This window comes from Streptomyces sp. UG1 (genome assembly GCF_049974585.1).
Classification (GTDB): Bacteria; Actinomycetota; Actinomycetes; order Streptomycetales; family Streptomycetaceae; genus Streptomyces.
Map to the genome: position 1 here is coordinate 82,740 of NZ_JBNGGG010000042.1, position 15,017 is coordinate 97,756.

General features: G+C 69.3%; 12 protein-coding genes. 4 read left to right on the plus strand and 8 right to left on the minus strand.

From position 1 onward, the window contains the following. Window positions 1–96: 96 nt before the first annotated feature. Entirely contained in the window at window positions 97–1,227 is a 1,131-nt protein-coding gene (locus tag ACP4J3_RS38250; RefSeq protein ID WP_426540933.1) for a hypothetical protein, read from the plus strand. A 21-nt stretch (window positions 1,228–1,248) separates the two neighbouring features. Beyond that, window positions 1,249–1,533 (plus strand): hypothetical protein, encoded by a 285-nt coding sequence (locus tag ACP4J3_RS38255; RefSeq protein ID WP_426540934.1) that lies wholly within the window; start codon window positions 1,249–1,251, stop codon window positions 1,531–1,533. Window positions 1,534–1,806: 273 nt separating this feature from the next. On the opposite strand, the gene ACP4J3_RS38260 is transcribed toward ACP4J3_RS38255, so the two are convergent. The 6 genes from ACP4J3_RS38260 to ACP4J3_RS38285 form a co-directional block, all read right to left on the minus strand. After that, a complete protein-coding gene (locus tag ACP4J3_RS38260) occupies window positions 1,807–2,256 on the minus strand; it encodes a hypothetical protein (RefSeq protein WP_426540935.1) in 450 nt (149 codons plus the stop codon). A gap of 559 nt (window positions 2,257–2,815) precedes the next feature. Then, window positions 2,816–3,184 (minus strand): hypothetical protein, encoded by a 369-nt coding sequence (locus tag ACP4J3_RS38265; RefSeq protein WP_426540936.1) that lies wholly within the window; start codon window positions 3,182–3,184, stop codon window positions 2,816–2,818. A gap of 129 nt (window positions 3,185–3,313) precedes the next feature. Continuing rightward, a complete protein-coding gene (locus ACP4J3_RS38270) occupies window positions 3,314–3,934 on the minus strand; it encodes an SUKH-4 family immunity protein (RefSeq protein ID WP_426540937.1) in 621 nt (206 codons plus the stop codon). 727 nt (window positions 3,935–4,661) lie between these two features. Further along, window positions 4,662–6,818 carry an SUKH-4 family immunity protein gene (locus tag ACP4J3_RS38275; protein ID WP_426540938.1) on the minus strand — a complete coding sequence of 719 codons (2,157 nt, stop codon included), beginning with the start codon at window positions 6,816–6,818 and terminating at the stop codon, window positions 4,662–4,664. Between the two features lie 31 nt (window positions 6,819–6,849). Then, the gene (locus ACP4J3_RS38280; protein WP_426540939.1) at window positions 6,850–11,250 is read right to left on the minus strand and encodes a toxin glutamine deamidase domain-containing protein; all 4,401 of its coding nucleotides are present in this window, start codon (window positions 11,248–11,250) and stop codon (window positions 6,850–6,852) included. Window positions 11,251–11,438: 188 nt separating this feature from the next. Then, on the minus strand, window positions 11,439–12,095 hold the full coding sequence (locus tag ACP4J3_RS38285) for a hypothetical protein (protein WP_426540940.1): 657 nt from the start codon (window positions 12,093–12,095) through the stop codon (window positions 11,439–11,441). Between the two features lie 39 nt (window positions 12,096–12,134). Between ACP4J3_RS38285 and ACP4J3_RS38290 the strand changes: the two genes are divergently transcribed. After that, window positions 12,135–12,530 carry a hypothetical protein gene (locus ACP4J3_RS38290; protein WP_426540941.1) on the plus strand — a complete coding sequence of 132 codons (396 nt, stop codon included), beginning with the start codon at window positions 12,135–12,137 and terminating at the stop codon, window positions 12,528–12,530. A 137-nt stretch (window positions 12,531–12,667) separates the two neighbouring features. Continuing rightward, complete coding sequence (locus ACP4J3_RS38295; RefSeq protein WP_426540942.1) at window positions 12,668–13,084, plus strand: hypothetical protein; 417 nt, start codon at window positions 12,668–12,670, stop codon at window positions 13,082–13,084. Window positions 13,085–13,115: 31 nt separating this feature from the next. On the opposite strand, the gene ACP4J3_RS38300 is transcribed toward ACP4J3_RS38295, so the two are convergent. Both ACP4J3_RS38300 and ACP4J3_RS38305 read right to left on the minus strand, forming a co-directional pair. After that, complete coding sequence (locus ACP4J3_RS38300; protein ID WP_426540943.1) at window positions 13,116–13,424, minus strand: hypothetical protein; 309 nt, start codon at window positions 13,422–13,424, stop codon at window positions 13,116–13,118. Window positions 13,425–13,459: 35 nt separating this feature from the next. Then, window positions 13,460–14,788, minus strand: coding sequence for an SUKH-4 family immunity protein (locus ACP4J3_RS38305; RefSeq protein ID WP_426540944.1), 1,329 nt, complete (start codon window positions 14,786–14,788; stop codon window positions 13,460–13,462). Window positions 14,789–15,017 lie beyond the last annotated feature (229 nt).

A 15,017-nucleotide genomic window follows, 5' to 3' on the forward strand; every position in this document is an offset into this window, starting at 1 on the left:
GGTGAGCGGTCGTACGCCGTGGCGAGCGACCGTACCGGCCGAACCGGACCGGACCGCCGACCGTGGAGCTGAGCTGATGCAGGCGATGGGGGAGATGTGAACTTTCGTGTGGAACCCGGCGCGATCGACGGCTTCTCGAAGCTGGTGGGGCGTGCCGCGGACGGCAGTGCGCAGGCGGTCTCGTACACCGGCAATCACACCCAGATCGACAAGTCGGCGGGCGGAGCGGCCTGGGATCTCGTCGCGGGTGACCACGACCAGTACGTCAGCGAGGCCAAGAAAGCCCTGGGGAAGGTCAAGAGCCTTCTGGAGGCGTCCGAGAAGGAGCTGACGGGCACGGCCAAGTACTACCGGGAGACGGACACCGACGAGGCGGCCAAGCTCGACGCCACCTATCCGGGTTCCAAGGTGTCGGGCGGCGGTTCCGGCGGCGATCCGCAGGACTTCTCCGACGCCGGCGACGCCGTGGATGTGCTGAAGCCGCCCGGCGACCCCACCAACCCCATCGTCAAGTACGCGTCGGGTCACGCGGACGAGTACCAGATGAGCCCCGTGCAGAAGACGCTGGGCAGCGCCCTCGACCTGGGCAGCCCCTCGGCGATGGCCGTGGAGGCGTCCAAGCTGCTCTTCGACTTCGACCCCTTCGCCGAAGTGACGAACTGGGTCTTCGGCGACTGGAACAAGTACAACGACTGCTCCGACGTCTGGGGAAACCTCGCGTCCTTCTGTGACGTGGTGGCCGCCAATCTGCGCAAGGGCACCCAGAACGTCGGTCTGACCTGGGACGGCAACGCCGCGAACGCCGCGACCGTGTATTTCGACGAGTTCAGCAAGAAACTCGAAGAGATCAAGGAGACGTTCGAGTCCCTGCAGAGCTGTTATACGCAGGCGGCGCAGATGGCGTTCCAGTTCGCGGAATTCCTCAAGTCGTTCCTGGTGATGTTCTGCGACCTGCTCGTCATCTGGCTGGTCAACCTGCTCGCGGCACAGGCCGTCAACGCGATCCCGGTGGGTGGGCAGGCGGCGTCTGTCGCCATGTTCGCGCTGGCCGCGGCACAGGCCATCCGGCTCATGCAGATGTGGGCCGAGGCGGCCCAGGCCTTCGACAAGTTCGCGATGGCGCTGAGCGCGCTCGGGGTGGTCATGTCGACCGCCATCAACGGTTTCTCGGCGGCGGACAGTTTTCCGCAGGTGGGTACCGGCGGTTACGACCATGCCGCGGTATAGGCGCAAGGAGCCCAGGCCATCATGAGTTTCTTCGGCGGGGCCGACGGCCTCGAACTCTTCCTCTCGCGTTGCCGCATCATGAGCGTCGGCTCGGTGCCGGTCTGCCTGGCCGCGATGGTCTTCTTCATCAAGGAAGAGGGCTGGTATTTCAGCCTGCTGCTGTGCTGCGTCCTGCCGGTGATCGCCGCTTACCTGGCGATCCGGGGGAAGAGCGATATCCGCGCGGGTATGGCGGCGTCGGGGCTTGCACTCGCGGTCGCCACGCTGCCGTTGGCGTTTGTGTTGGCGTCGCTCGAGGGGGCGTAGCGGACGGGGGAGCGCGGCGGGTGGGACGTACCGTATGGCTCGCCTCGCGCGATGGACGATGGTGGTGGTGATCGTCCTGCGGGTGGGTGGGCTCGCTGAGGGGCCTCGGGAGACGGGCCGACCGAAGGCCGGGCTTTGGCTGCTGGCCGGGCCACCAGGGCCGCCCCGGCCGGCGGGGCACCAAGCGGTGACCCGGGGGGCGGCATTCGATGAGAGGTGGCGTCAGCTCCCGCTGAGACGTCGGACCTGACGGCGCCGGCTCCCGCTGAGACGTCAGACCTGACGGCGCCGGCTCCCGATGAGGTACGCGAGCCCCCAGGCGGCGGCCGCGGCGAGCAGGAGGCCGAGCGGGGAGAACCAGTCCACTCCGCCGTCGATCTCGTTGTTCCACCAGGCCTTGGCCGGGATGAAGGGGTCGGCCTCCATCATGTCCCCGATGGCGGCGGGCGATTGGCTCTCGGCGATGATCAGCGGGATGGAGTTGGTGAAGCCGAAGAAGGCGCCGGCCGCGGCGACGGCGGCTCCGCCGATGTGCGCGCCGGTGCTGCGGTGTCCCACCAGACCGACCAGGCAGCCGACGATCGCTCCGTTGACCAGGGCGTGGACCAGGTAGATGGTGTGGGCCTGGGTGAGCGTCTGGTCCTTGTAAGTGGCCAGCACGAGGCCGCTGTAGAGCAGCGAGACGATGACCGACGCAAAGAGCCCGAGGAAAACGGCGCCCACCGGGTGGCCGCTTGCGTTCGGCCGCTGACCGTAAGGCGCCTGGAACGGCGGGGTGGGCTGCATCGGGTACATCGGTTGCGCCGGATGGCCCGGGGCAGGCGGCATTCCGGGGTGCATCGCGGGCTGACCGGGGACTTGCGGCGCCGCTCCCGCCTGCATCGGAGGGTGCCCGGGGACCGGCGGTGGGCCGGCCTGCATCGGGGGCTGCCCAGGGGCTGGCGGCGGACCGAATCCCGGGGCCGACTGCGGTGGGGCCGGCTGCGTGTACGGGTTGTTGGGGTCCGGCGGGGGTTGCTGCGGCGGTTGCGGGGGCTGCGGTGGCGGTTGGAACGGCGGCTGGCTCATCGGATTCCCACGGAGTGAACAAGTAAGAACAGCAAGTTATCAGTGAGATCAGGAGAGGGCCGTCGGGGGCGGAGCGGGCTGCGTGAAGGGCATCAAGGGCATCGAGGATGATTCGGTGTTCATCCCGTGTGCGGCAGTGCCTCGAGGTGGCTCAACTGGAAGGGGAACGCCGACGCCGTACGGCTCCAACCGCGGCCCCGAAATGGACCGAGCACTACGAACCGTCCGCGAAACCGATCTCGTGGTCGCCACCTACCACCTCGCTTCGGTCGCGGATATAGGGGACGTTGCGAAGTTCCGTGGCCCAGCCCGCCTCGGCCGGACCGAGTGCGCAGGTGAAGGAGTGTGCGCGGGACAGGTGAGCGAGCTGGAGGCGGCGGTCGGTGATCTGCAACACCACGGACGTGCTGGTCTTGGTCCGGGGCGCTATGGCCCGCGCCAATTGGCCTGCCATGCTGTCCCAGCCGCCATGGAACGGCTTGCCGGGCTGCTTCTTCTCACGCCAGAAGACAGCCTCGAAGAACGCCTCGAACCGGTTCCAGGTGATGGCGCAGAGTCTCACGGTCGCGAGTACGGGGAGCATGCACCAGTTCCACAGGGTGCGCCGCTCGCCTCGCAGAGCGCGCGGGCGACGGAAGTAGCTGGGCTCGGCGCCCGCTCCGCCAATGCGATCCCATGCTCACTGCGCAGCAACTCGCCCATCCGAGAATGCTCATGAGAGTGGGGGAAGGGCGCGCAGCCGGCCTCTGAGCCGGTCGCGGTCTCTGTCCTGCACCCTCGCGGATGGTGCGTCAGTCGTTGTGCAATGCGTACGTCCACGCTTCGGCCTGGGAGCCGGCCGCGTCGATTTCCCGGACGGCGTCTTCGATGTGCTGGCGGTACAGATGGTCTTCGTCCCGGTTCTCCAGCGTCCCGGGAATGCGACGTCCGGTGATCCACCACGTGACCATGGCCAGGAAGCGGTCGAGGGACGTGGCGACGAGGAGCCGTCGAGTCCGCTCTCGTCGGCGGTACGCGGCATGCGCAGGACTTGCCCGGAGGGGCCGTCGATCACGATCTCGGCTCCCATCCACAAGCCGATCTGGAAGAACGGGCCGTTTGCTGCGGGCTGTTCGATGTCCTTGGTCCAGGGAAGTTCCCACAGGAATTTCTCGTAATCGGACTCCAGCCTGATTCCCTTTTCGTCCATGACGGGAAGACCGATGTCGGTGAGTACCCGGCGGGCGGTTTCATCGGTGAGTCCGGTCGGCAGGTCTTCGGGTCGGGTGCGCAGAACGGGCGCGTCGGGGAGGAGCTTTGCCAAGTCGGCCGCGCTCGTCGTCGACGTATTCACAGGCAGGATGGGGCCTGCGGCGGTATTTGAGCCAAGGAGGGGCGCCCCGCGGAGTGGAGCGAGTACGTGCGCCGCTTCCGCATCGGCGGCTTCCACGGCGAAGACACCTCCGGGGCCGGCGAACACCGCCAGGTTGCCAAGGCACAGTGAAACAGGCAGGAACTCGTCATCAGGCCCCTCCTCGCCGGCGTCGTGGGCCAGGAGTTCGCTGCGACGGGTCGGCCCGGACCAGCCCGTCTCCGGCGGCCAAGTCAGTGCGTTCGCGGCTTCGTCGGCCTTCGAACCGTCTGAATCCCGGAGCCAGGATCTCCGCCACGCGGGTCGGTTCGGTCGACGTCAGGACCTCACCTGCGTACTGCACATTGGCCAGGAGGAGGACACAGGGACGACCGGCAGGGGCGGTACGGCACTCTTCACGCATGCGGGTAGCCACCGCGTCGGCATTCATGCCCCGGCAGTCGATCAGTGTGGCGCTGGGCCAACGATCCCGAACTGCTTCTAGATACGCGGTCTTACCGCTGAGCGCCGGACCGAGAACGGAGAACACCCGCCGCTGCCGCGCGGGCAGCTCCCGCCAGATCTCGATGCGAGCCCAGTCCTCAGCGTTGATATCGGGCACCGGGGTGATCTTCCAGTCGCGGTGGTGCGTCTGGCGACGTCACGTCGGTCTCGAACTTGGCCCGGGGCCTCGCCCTTGGCCTCGGAATCCGAAACCGGGCCCGGCCCGTCAGACCCGGTCGTCGAAGTTGTAGTCCTCGAAAACCCTCTGCCAGCCCTGTGTCTGGAAGGCCTGAGGGTCGATGAGGTTCAGCCAGTGACGTAGATCCGACTCCGTGTCCTCGATCGACCAGTCGGAGGCGCGCCACCAGTAGTAAAGGCGGACCATCGCGACGAACTGGCCGAGACTGCTTCCGGCCAGCTCGTCCTCTATCCCCGACCAGCCGTCCTGTAGCACGCGCCCGTCGCGGCCGTCGAGGAGGAGTCGCGCACGTTGCCAGGTGCCGAGGGAGAAGTACGTGGACTCCGCGTCGTCCGGCTTGCCGAACGGCTCGGCAACGGGGAGCAGGCCGGTGTCCTGAAGGCCGGTGGTGTCGAGTTCGAGGAGGCCGGTGACGCAGGGGAAGCCGACGTCGGAGAGGAAGGTCCGTGTGACGCCGTCGGAGAGGGTGGCCGGCAGGGTCTCCTGCGGGAACCGTTTGACCGCCGCGGATCCGAAGATGTCCGTCAGCCAATCGGTCGTGGGGGCCAGGGCCTGGGCGGGCAGGTCTGCCCGGGCAAGTGTCGTGTCGGTGCCCACCAGGCACGTGAGGAGGCCTGGTGCGTCTTCCTGTCCGGTGCCCTGGTTGATCTCGATCACGCACACGCCGTCCATGGAGGCCAGGGCGACGCGATGGCCCGAGCGCACGCCGTCACGGATGTACTGGGGCATGCGCGGCAGATCCACTTCCCCGCCGGCGGCTCCGGCGGGGCGCCACCCTCGGGGCCCCTGATCCGCCTGCGTGGTGCCGGACGTGTCCGCGGTCTCATCGGGCTCCGGGCGGGGCGCGCCCGTGGCCAGGTCCCAGGTGGCGATGTGTTCGCGGCGGGTACGGGCTGTGACGAGGTCGCCGGTCGGGGTGTGCACGATCTGGAGCGTCTGGACGATCGGGCGCCTGACCACTTCATCCGTGCTGAACACGCCGGCGCCGACGCCTTCGGCCCAGAGCGTCCGCCAGGGCAGGGCCACGGGGCCGGCCGCCGACAGGAGCCGGTCGGCGGCTGCTTCCTCCGTCGGCCCGGCCTGCATCAGGGTCAGGTGCAACAGCGCCAGCCACTCACCCTGGGACGACGGCTGAACGCCACGGAGCGCCAGGTAGTGGAGACGGGCCCCGGCACTTCCCTTCGGGATGGGTCGTGAATGGAACGCGGCCTCGAACCCTTCGAAGAGCGACTCGTGGCCCACCCCGGCGACCGCTGCCGTGTCCTCGAGGAACGCGTTGAACCGGCCGGCCGCGGCAGCGTGACCGGCCAGGGCGCGCTCGGCGTACCAGCGTGTGGCCTCGGGGGCGTCTGCGGCCGGCAGCGCGGTGACTGCGCGCGCGTGACAGGACCTGGCCTCCTCGGCGGGCATCTGCGCACGCAGTTGCCGGGCCGCGGCCTCCTGCTTGAAGGAGACGAGGGCAGTGCCGGTCCCGTCGTCCGTCCGGTGGATCCATTCCCCGGCCACCGGGTCGCCGAGCAGCGACTCCAGCCCGGACTCCGGGATGTCCCGGCCGAGGGCGGAGCAGAGCAGGGACCACACGGGGATGGGAACGAAGCGGTGCTCGGCCAACGCCAGCGCATCAAGGGCGGACGACAGGCTCGCATCCTCGTCCGGCTGCGCGAAGGCGGGCATGCTCTCGAAGCCCCCCTGCAGGGTCAGATGCCGTCCGCCCAACTCGGCGGCCCTGCCCGGGGCATCGTCGACTTCGACCAGCAGACGCATCCGCAGCCCGCGGGGATGGAACGTGATCAGCGCCCGTGCCACCCGATCGAGCACACGCTGCGGTTCGCGCGAGGTGCGCAGCCGGCCCGCCCACTGCGTGTTCGCCAGCACGACCACGGGGTCGTCGCTGATCCGGCGGGCCACGGCGGCGATGTCGCCCTTGAAGGTGTCCAAGGCGGCGATGCCAAGGACCGTCGCCAACTCCCGGGCCACCTCCTCCGCTGACCTGCCGGCGCAGTCGACGTAAGCCGCGGCCGGATGGCGGGCAACGACCTCGCGCAGCAGCGCCGTTCTGCCGCTGCCTGCCCGCCCGCCGATCCACAGCCAGGCACTTGTTTCGCGAGGCCGGTCGATCCACTGCAGCGCACGGTTCAGCGCGAGTTCTGCCGTGACTTCATCCGGGTTTGGGATGGTACTCATGGGTCAGGTATTTCCTACCGTCAAGTCTTCTCTACGCAGGGCTATTTGGAGTCGGCAAGGCGTAAGCCTTGAGGATATCAGCAACCTTGTTCAAGTGATCCTGGAAATCGACTTCCATGGCCCGCGCCGCAGTGGGTCTGCCCTCGCTCGGAACGAATGGTTCGACCTGTTCGCCTTTTCGGTAAGCCGTTGCATAGGTCGTCCCCATCTCCTCCGGCAGATAGGCGCGGATATAGCCTCCGCAGTCCGCGTGCCCCTTCGACTCGGAAGGGTGACCACACGGCTCCCGCTCCGTGTACAGGTGTGCGGGGACGAGCGGATTCTGTCCCTTGGCCGCGCGGTCCTCGTTGAGGCGTTCGATCCAGCCGCCCAAGTGCGGTTCGGAGTGGTCGGGTCGTGGTCCCACGTAGTTGAACGAACTGTCGGCCACGTAGTGGGTCTGTTTGGTGTCCGGGTCGTACACTTCCATGACCGCGAAGTTGCGCCCAAGGAAATTCGGTTTCATGTCCGCGGTGGCGTCTACGACCTGACTGGCCACGCTTTTGCCGTAGGTCTCGTCGAGGTAATGCCGGGTGCGCTGTGCAGGGTTGGCGGACGGGGCATCGGAGCCGACCACTTCAGAGAAGGGCTTTCCATTCGCCGCCGCGACGGCGGCCCTTGATTCCCGGTATTTCTCGTTGTCGTTGCCCGGGAAGTTCGTCTGCCGATTTATGTCGCGCTTCCGGTGCGCCTCTCGTGCCTCCGTGGCGTCCTCCGACTCCGACCAGCGGTAAGCGGACTGGTCGCCCTCGCGTCGGTACGGACTGGCGCCCACGCCCTGGTTCATGTGGAAGTCATTGCTCAGGCGTGCCAGAACACCCACTGCCGCGGCCTGTTGGCCTCGGCTCAGATCGTTGAAGCCCGGAATGCGATCCGCGAGGTCGTCGCGGCGCCAGGTCGTCCCGTTCTTGCTTCCTTCGAGCAGGTCACGCAACCCGCCGTTGTCGTTGTTCGCAAAGTCCCGCAGGGTGTCGTAGACGGGGTCCAGGTCGATCTGTCGAATGTCCCGGTGGTCCCGGAAGTCCCTTTGTGCCTGGTCGCCGGCGACACCGTAGTGCTGGTGATCCGATTTCTGGTCTTCCTCGAACGGTGTGGAGCCCAGCCGCTCAGGGGCCGTCCCGGTGTTGGGTTTGCCACCCTCGTCGTCCGGAGACCCCTTCGTCTCATCGGGATCGGTTCCGGCAGGTTCGTCGGGCGCCCTGCGGTCGGCGCCCGTGGGAGTCTCGGAGGCCTTCCGCTGCGGCTGCGTACCATCGCCGGCGTGCTGGTCGGGGGTGACCGGCTGCCGGTTCGAGTCCAGCGGAATCGCGAAGACCCCGTTGTCCCCGCTGTGCAGCGGCTTGGAGCTCTGCTGCCCCGTCTGGGCGTCGATGTAGGTGATCTTGCCGTTGTGGTTGACGGCGTTCCACGCGTGGGCCCGTCCGTTGGCGTCCTGCGTGATGATCACGGCCTGTGAGCCGTGGCCGCTGTCGCGGAGGGTGTTCTCCAGGCGGTTGAAGGCGTCGCGACCGTTGCCCAGGTCGCTGAAGCGGGCGCCCAGGGTGTGCTCGATGCGGTCGCGGCCGCCCTTCTCGCCGCGGTCCGAGGGGTTGCCGTCGGCGTCCAGGTCGGGGGTGCGGCTGGCCGCTGCCGTGGGGTTGCCCGCGTAGGTGTCCACCGTGGACAGGGCGACGTCGACGCAGTTGTTGTTGCGGCCGGGGACGTCGCGGCCTTCGCCGTTGATGCGCTCGACCCAGCGGCCGTCCGCCGGGTTCGGCGGTCGGGTCGGGTCGCCGTTCTCGTCCCGGGGGACCGAGTTCTCCAGGGCGTCCTGCTCATCCCGGGTGGGGTCGATGACGCCGCCCGGGGGGTTGGTGTTGCGGGTCTCCGACGCCGGGGTCGGGGGGTCCTTCGGCTTGGGGTTGTCCGAGGAGTTCTGCTGGTGGGAGTTGTTGGGGGTGGAGGAGTCCGGGGTCCGTGGGGTGGACTGATGGGGCGGGTTGTGCGGCGTCGGCGTCACGTGGTGGATGGGGACCGGGGTGACCGTGACCTGGGGCTGCTGTTGCTGGTTCGGAGTGTTCGCCGGGGGCTGCTGGGGGTTCGGCTGCGCGGTCGGCTGGTTCGGGGTGTTCGGAGCGCTTGGAGTGTTCGGGGTGTTCGGCGTGCTACCCGGCGGCTGGTGGGGTGGCCTGGTGGGGGTGGAGCCGGTGCTCGGCTGGTTCGGGGTGCCGGCCGTGCCGGGTGTGCTGGGTGTGCCCTGACTGGTGGGGTTGTTCGTGGGACCGGGCTGGGGTGAGGGGTTCGGAGTGCGCCCGGGGCCGGTACCGGTCGAGGGGGAGGGCGTCGACGTGGGGGTGCCGGTGGACGGCGCTGCGGTCATAGGGGGAGTCGACTGGGCCGGGTTCTGGCCCGGGGTGGTGGTACGGGTGCCGGTGCTCGGGTCCGTGGTGTTGCGGGGCGGTGTGCGGTCGCCCGGCGTCGTGCCAGGGGTGTTGCCGGGCGTGGAGCGGTCGCCCGGGGTTGTGGTCCCGGGGGAGTTGCGGGGCGTGGTCCCGTCGCCCGGCGTCGTGCTCCCCGGAGTGCGCTGAGTCGGTATTCGCCCGTCGGGTGTGCTGGACGTACGTCCGTCGGGCCTGGATGTACGACCGTCGGGCGTGCTGGATGTACGACCGTCAGGCGTGCTGGACGTACGCCCGTCCGCCGTACCGGGTATTCGGCCATCCGGTGTCGGTGTCGGTGCCGGTGTCGGCGTCGGCGTACTGCGAGGCGTCGTCGGCGACGTGGGGCTCGGCGTGGACGCGGGGCCGGTCCCCGTTGCGGAGGGCGTGGTCGGCGTGCCGGTGGAAGGGTTCCTCGGCGGGCCTGAGTTGGGCGTCGGGCTCGTCGCCGACGGCGTCCCACCCGAACCGCCCGGCGCGGCGTGCGTGCCCGGAGTCGTACCCCCGGTAGAAGGCGCTGTCGGCGACGTCGGCATCGCCGAGCCGCCGTCCGAGCGGCCGCCGGTGCCGGCCGGAGACGAGTCGGCCGTCGTCGGTGTCGGTGCCGCGTTGGACTGGGTGGGCGCGCTCGCCGCCAAGCCGTCGATCTGGGTGCCGATCGAGCCGCCCCCGGGCGAGGACGACGTACCGCCGGACGACGCCGGCGTGGGCGCGGACTGCGCGGTCGGGGACGACAGGCCCGACACGGGGGAGCCACCGCTGGTGTGGGAGGGGCCGGAGGTGCTCGGTGTGCTGGACGGACCGCTGGAGTCCGAGGAAGAGGAACTGGACGACGGACCGCCGGGTGAGGGGTCGTCGAAGTCGGACAGGGACGATCCGGACGGGGACTGTGTCGGGCGTGCGTACGGCGTGTCCGAGGAGGACGGGCTCCCGGAATCGGACCCCGACCCGTAGTCGGAACTGGGCCCCGCACCTATGTTGGGTGCGCCCACGTCGGTGCCGCCCGTGTCGGCGGATATGCCGTTGCCTATGTTCGCGCCGGGGACATTGCCGTTGCTCGTACGCGTCGATGTGGAGGAGTCCGATCCCGATCCCGGTCCGGATCCCGTTCCCGATCCCGACGAACTCGATTCGGAGGACGTGGAGTTAGAGCCCCCAGAATCGGACTTTCCCAAGCCGGAGTCGCCGCCGATGTCACCCCCCGACAACCCCGACGGCCCGTCATACCCGTCAATACGGCTGTCGATCGCGTCCCGCGCCCGGCTGCCCGCCTTCTGGCCCAGGCTGTCGCGCACACCCTCGGCGAAGGTCTGCGGGCTCTGCCGCAGGGCGTCGAGGCCTGCCGTGCCGCCGGCCTTGATGGTGGCGCCGACGTCGTAGCCCTCCTGGGCGCCGAAGCCGACGTTCACGGTCTGGCGGATCAAGTCGGAGATGATCGCCTCGACCGCCGAGATCACGGGTTCCTTCATCGTCTCGACGATGGCCTCGATCAGCGCTTGTTTGAGCTCGTCGAGGAGGCGCCGGACGATCAGCCGGGTGACCTGGGTGGCGCCGAGGCCGGCGACCTCGGACAGGCCGAAGGTGAAGGGCGCGGCGGCGTGGGCGGCGGCGATCTCGATGGCCAGGGCGATGAGCTGGGCGATCACCGCCCACTTGGCGAACTCGACCAGGTAGGCGCAGGACTCCAGGACGTTCGCGATCAGGTACGCGGCCTCCGCGGCGTTCGCGAGATAGCCGTCGGAGCCGTTTCCGGCGTCGAACTTCTCGTAGGTCTTGCTGAACTTGTCGATCGATTCGCCGGCGTTGTGGGCGACCACCTGCCGGGCGCTGGTGTTCGCCTTGGTGTGCAGCCCTCTGACGTCGTCGCCGAACTTCCGCCACACGTCGGCGGAGTCTCTGAGCTTGTCCTCGTTCGCCGTGGGCCAGTGGAAGCCCAGCATCTCGAGAACCCACTCGAGCTCGTCCGGCAACATCATCGCCACAGCAGAAGCACCCCCGTCGGACAGCACGGCCGTACAACTCCCTCATCCGTCAAGGGAAAACACACAGGAGTACAGCCGTCCGCAAAGTTTACGGACTCGTCCGCAGGCAACTTCAGAGGTTCGCTGTCACAAATCCGTTGCAGGTCACCGCCGTTGTGCGGAGCCCTTCGGAGTCCTACGTCCTACGGAGTCGTACGGCCCCGAGTTCGCTCCTTGTGTCCCTTGACGTCAGGTCGGCCGATGTGCCCCTGCGCGCGCTCGGACTTGCCGAGCCAGATGTGTGGGACGTACTGCTGGACCGCCGAGACCACCTGCTCCTGGCAGCCGGCCGGGAAGGGGACGCGGTAGCGCAGGCGGGGCAGGTTCGGATGCAACGGCTCCTCGTCGCGGACCAGGGTCCACAGGACCGGGTCGTCCCGGTCGATGGGGCCGGTGGGGAACAGCTCCAGGGAGTAGACCTTCTGGCTGCGGCCGAACTTGCTCCAGTACAGGCCGACTCCGGCGAGGGTCTGCCAGGGGATGACGTTGCGAAGCTTTCCGGTGTCGATCCACAGGCCGGTGTGGTCGACGAGGATCCTCGTCCTGCGGTTCGCCCAGTTGGCGATGAAGAGGAACACGCCGACAACACCCAACAGCACCATGAACGCGAGGCCGACGAACCCCGCGGGGCTGGACTGGCCCTTCTGGTTCCCGGTGGCGATCACGACGGCACCGAGGACGCCTACGGCGCCCAGCGCGATGAGGACGACGGAACAGGGGAGTCCGGCCATGGCACCGCGGCGGCCGGTCCGTATGACCGTGGCGTCCGGCGCGGGGGAGGGTGTGTGCGATGGCAACATGGTGCGTGAGCTTAGCCAATTGACCTACGCTGCCTCGTCATGACGACGTACGGCCGGGAACGCGGCGGGGAACAGGTTCAGATGCAGACGCGAGGCGGCGAGGGCGATCCGGTCCTGCCCGGCGTGGACGAAGTCAGGGCGAGTTTCCAGGGGCAACCGGATCCGGGGTTCGCGAGACAACGGTCTCGGCAGGCGCGGAGCGCCCGCGGTGGCCTCATGGCCGCGGGGGCGCTCGTGGCGTTGGTCTGCCTCGTCGTGATGGTGGGGCGTCTCAACGACGGTGCGCAGGCGGGCGTGGGGACCGTGGTGTACGGCTCGGCCTTCGTCTTCGCCGGTGCCAGCGTGGAGTTGGCGCGGCGCGCACGCACCCGCTGGGCCATGATGGCGATCATTCTCGCGGCTGCGGGCGCGTCGCTGGCGGATGCGCTGCCCTGACCCGGCTGAGCACCCACGAGGCCGGCGATCAGGAAGACCAGGCCGTCGGCGCGCCCGAGCCATGACAATAATTCCCCCCTCAAGTGACGGGAGATACTGCGGGTGTCGAGACGCCAGGAGAAACGAGGAGCATCGACATGACCGGGCGACCCGAGAACTCTCCGAACCCACCGGACCGCGGCGTACTGGACGAGGCACTCGAACCGGAGCAGATACGTTCCCTGAACTCCGCCCTGCGCAAGCTGACCGAGACCGACGGGGTCAGCAAGGACCTGCAGGAGGCGGCGAAGAGGATGCTCTCCGGCCGACTCGCCCTGCGCGACGCTCTGGACGACCCCGCGGTGGCCCGCGCTCTCAGCGGAGGCATGGCGTCCCTGCGCGGCCAGTGGGAGTCGCTGTCGGAGGAGGAACGCGACCGGATCAGGCACGGAGAGGCACCGGCGAGCGGGGACGCCGCGGCCGGGCAGTCCGACCCCGGCAGTTCCAAGGACCAGGCATCACAGTCCGGCAAGAAGGGCCAAGGCCGGCACAGCGGCGGCTTCTCGCTGTACTGATCACCGAGGCCCAAGACCCGTCCTGCACCGATCATCCGGACTCGCGCTGCCTCCGGTACAGCGCGATGGCCGTCTCCGTCGGACAGTTGGGAACGGTGACGGTCTCGCCGGTCTCCTTGCAGACCACGATCCTGCTGCCACCGGGCGGAGCGGGCCCCGGCCGCCCGGCGGCGTCCGTGACGGGCGGGAACACCGCGTACACCAGGTAGCCGACGTCGAACTCCTCGACGCGCAGCTCCACCGGGGTGCCGTCCGGCAGCCTGGGCTGTGCATACCGGCCGCGCACGATGGCGAGCGCCTGCTCGGCGGTGGTGGGCGGGGCATGGCTGTCTGAACTCACGAGGCCAGGGTCTGAACTCACGAGGCCCAGGCCCCTCAGAACAGCCCATGCCACATCTGCTCGACGATCAGCGACCACCAGGTCTCCGCGTTGGCCGTCGCGGACGCGTCGACGGCCGCCAACTGCCCCTGGAGCTCCGCCACTTCACCGCCCGCCGCGACCGGGTCCAGGCCCTGCATCCGCTCCCGCACCGTGGCGATCAGGGCCAGGGAACGGGCGAAGGCGGCGACCGAGACATTGACGTAGCGCGCCTCGGCGGTGACCGGATCCACCGCCCAGACAGCCCCGAGACCGTCCGGCTGCCCGGAACCCGGCAGGCACTGCACCGCCACGACCGCCACCCCGTCGAAGCCGATCCGCACCAGATGCGCCAGGGTGCCGATCTTCTCCTCGCCGGCCGGGCTGCGCCGCTCGCGCAGATTCGTCGCGACGTCGGTGAACAGCCCGCCGGCCGGAGGGGCGTCGGGCCGGTCGGCCGTGAAGAACAGCGGGAGGTCGGCGGGGAGCCCGGCCCAGGTGAGCGTCTCCTTGGTGGCCTCGGGCAGCGGGCTGCCGGCGATGTCGTCGGCGTCGAAGCGGCATACGCCGTCCTGGCCGAAGACCTCGACGAGATGCCGGCCGAGGGCCACGTCACGCATCGGCTCGGCGGGCGTCACCTGGGTGGGGACCGGAACGCGGTGCGGGCGGGGCGGTGGCTGCTGCCCCGCGATCCGGTGCATCGTCTCGACCTGCTCGACCAGCGCCGCGATGCCCTCCGCACGGGCCTCGGGACGGGCTCCGTAGGTCTGCGAGCAGGAGAGCTGGGCGTTGCGGAAGGAGTTGAGGAGTTCGGCCGTGTAACCGCCGGGGAGCAGACTGGGGCGCAGGTCGGTGTGGATGGCCACGACATTGTCGACGGGGACGTTCATCCGGCGCAGCTCGGCCCACGCCTGGTACTCGGCGGGGAGCATGCCCGGGGCGGAGGTGCGGAAGAGAGTGGTCTCCTCGCCGTTCGCCGGGTCGACGAACGTGAAGACGGCGGTGTTGCCGGGGCCGGTGACCGGACGGGCGCCCTCCGGCGATCCCGCGCCCTGCGCCGCGCCGCCGTGCTTCTGGCGGTACATCCGCACGACCTCGTCGACCGGTACCGACGGCCAGACCGTCAGCTCGCCGGTGCGGCGGTCCACGACCCCGCAGGCGTTGCCGATCTCGGCGGGCGGCCGGCGCTCCCCGGTCACCGGGTCACGCTCGGGCTCCGCGGGCGCGGCCCACACGACCCAGCCCAGGTCGAACTCCTGCATCCGGACCTCACGGCGCGGCTCCGCCGAGCCGTCCGGGTTGAGCCAACGGTCGGCGATGGCGAGCGCCTGCTCCTGACTGGTCACGGGGAGGCTCCTTCGGGGCTGGTCGGTGGAGGGGAAGAAGGTCGAGGGGAAGAAGAGGGACGACGGGCGGACCGCGCAGTATGCGCCGACGGGCGGACCGCGCCGTACGTGTCGACGGGCGGACCGCGCCGTACGTGTCGACGGGCGGACCGCGCCGTACGTGCCGACGGGCCGACCGCGCCGTACGTGCCGACGGGCGGACCACGCCATACGTACCGACGAGCCGAAC

What these genes read in the sequence shown, in the direction of transcription:
- ACP4J3_RS38255 (WP_426540934.1), top strand. Translation starts at nt 1,249, where the DNA reads ATGAGTTTCTTCGGCGGGGCCGACGGCCTCGAACTCTTCCTCTCGCGT.
- ACP4J3_RS38290 (WP_426540941.1), top strand. Translation starts at nt 12,135, where the DNA reads ATGACGACGTACGGCCGGGAACGCGGCGGGGAACAGGTTCAGATGCAG.
- ACP4J3_RS38275 (WP_426540938.1), bottom strand. Translation starts at nt 6,818, where the DNA reads ATGAGTACCATCCCAAACCCGGATGAAGTCACGGCAGAACTCGCGCTG.
- ACP4J3_RS38295 (WP_426540942.1), top strand. Translation starts at nt 12,668, where the DNA reads ATGACCGGGCGACCCGAGAACTCTCCGAACCCACCGGACCGCGGCGTA.
- ACP4J3_RS38285 (WP_426540940.1), bottom strand. Translation starts at nt 12,095, where the DNA reads ATGTTGCCATCGCACACACCCTCCCCCGCGCCGGACGCCACGGTCATA.
- ACP4J3_RS38280 (WP_426540939.1), bottom strand. Translation starts at nt 11,250, where the DNA reads ATGATGTTGCCGGACGAGCTCGAGTGGGTTCTCGAGATGCTGGGCTTC.
- ACP4J3_RS38265 (WP_426540936.1), bottom strand. Translation starts at nt 3,184, where the DNA reads ATGCTCCCCGTACTCGCGACCGTGAGACTCTGCGCCATCACCTGGAAC.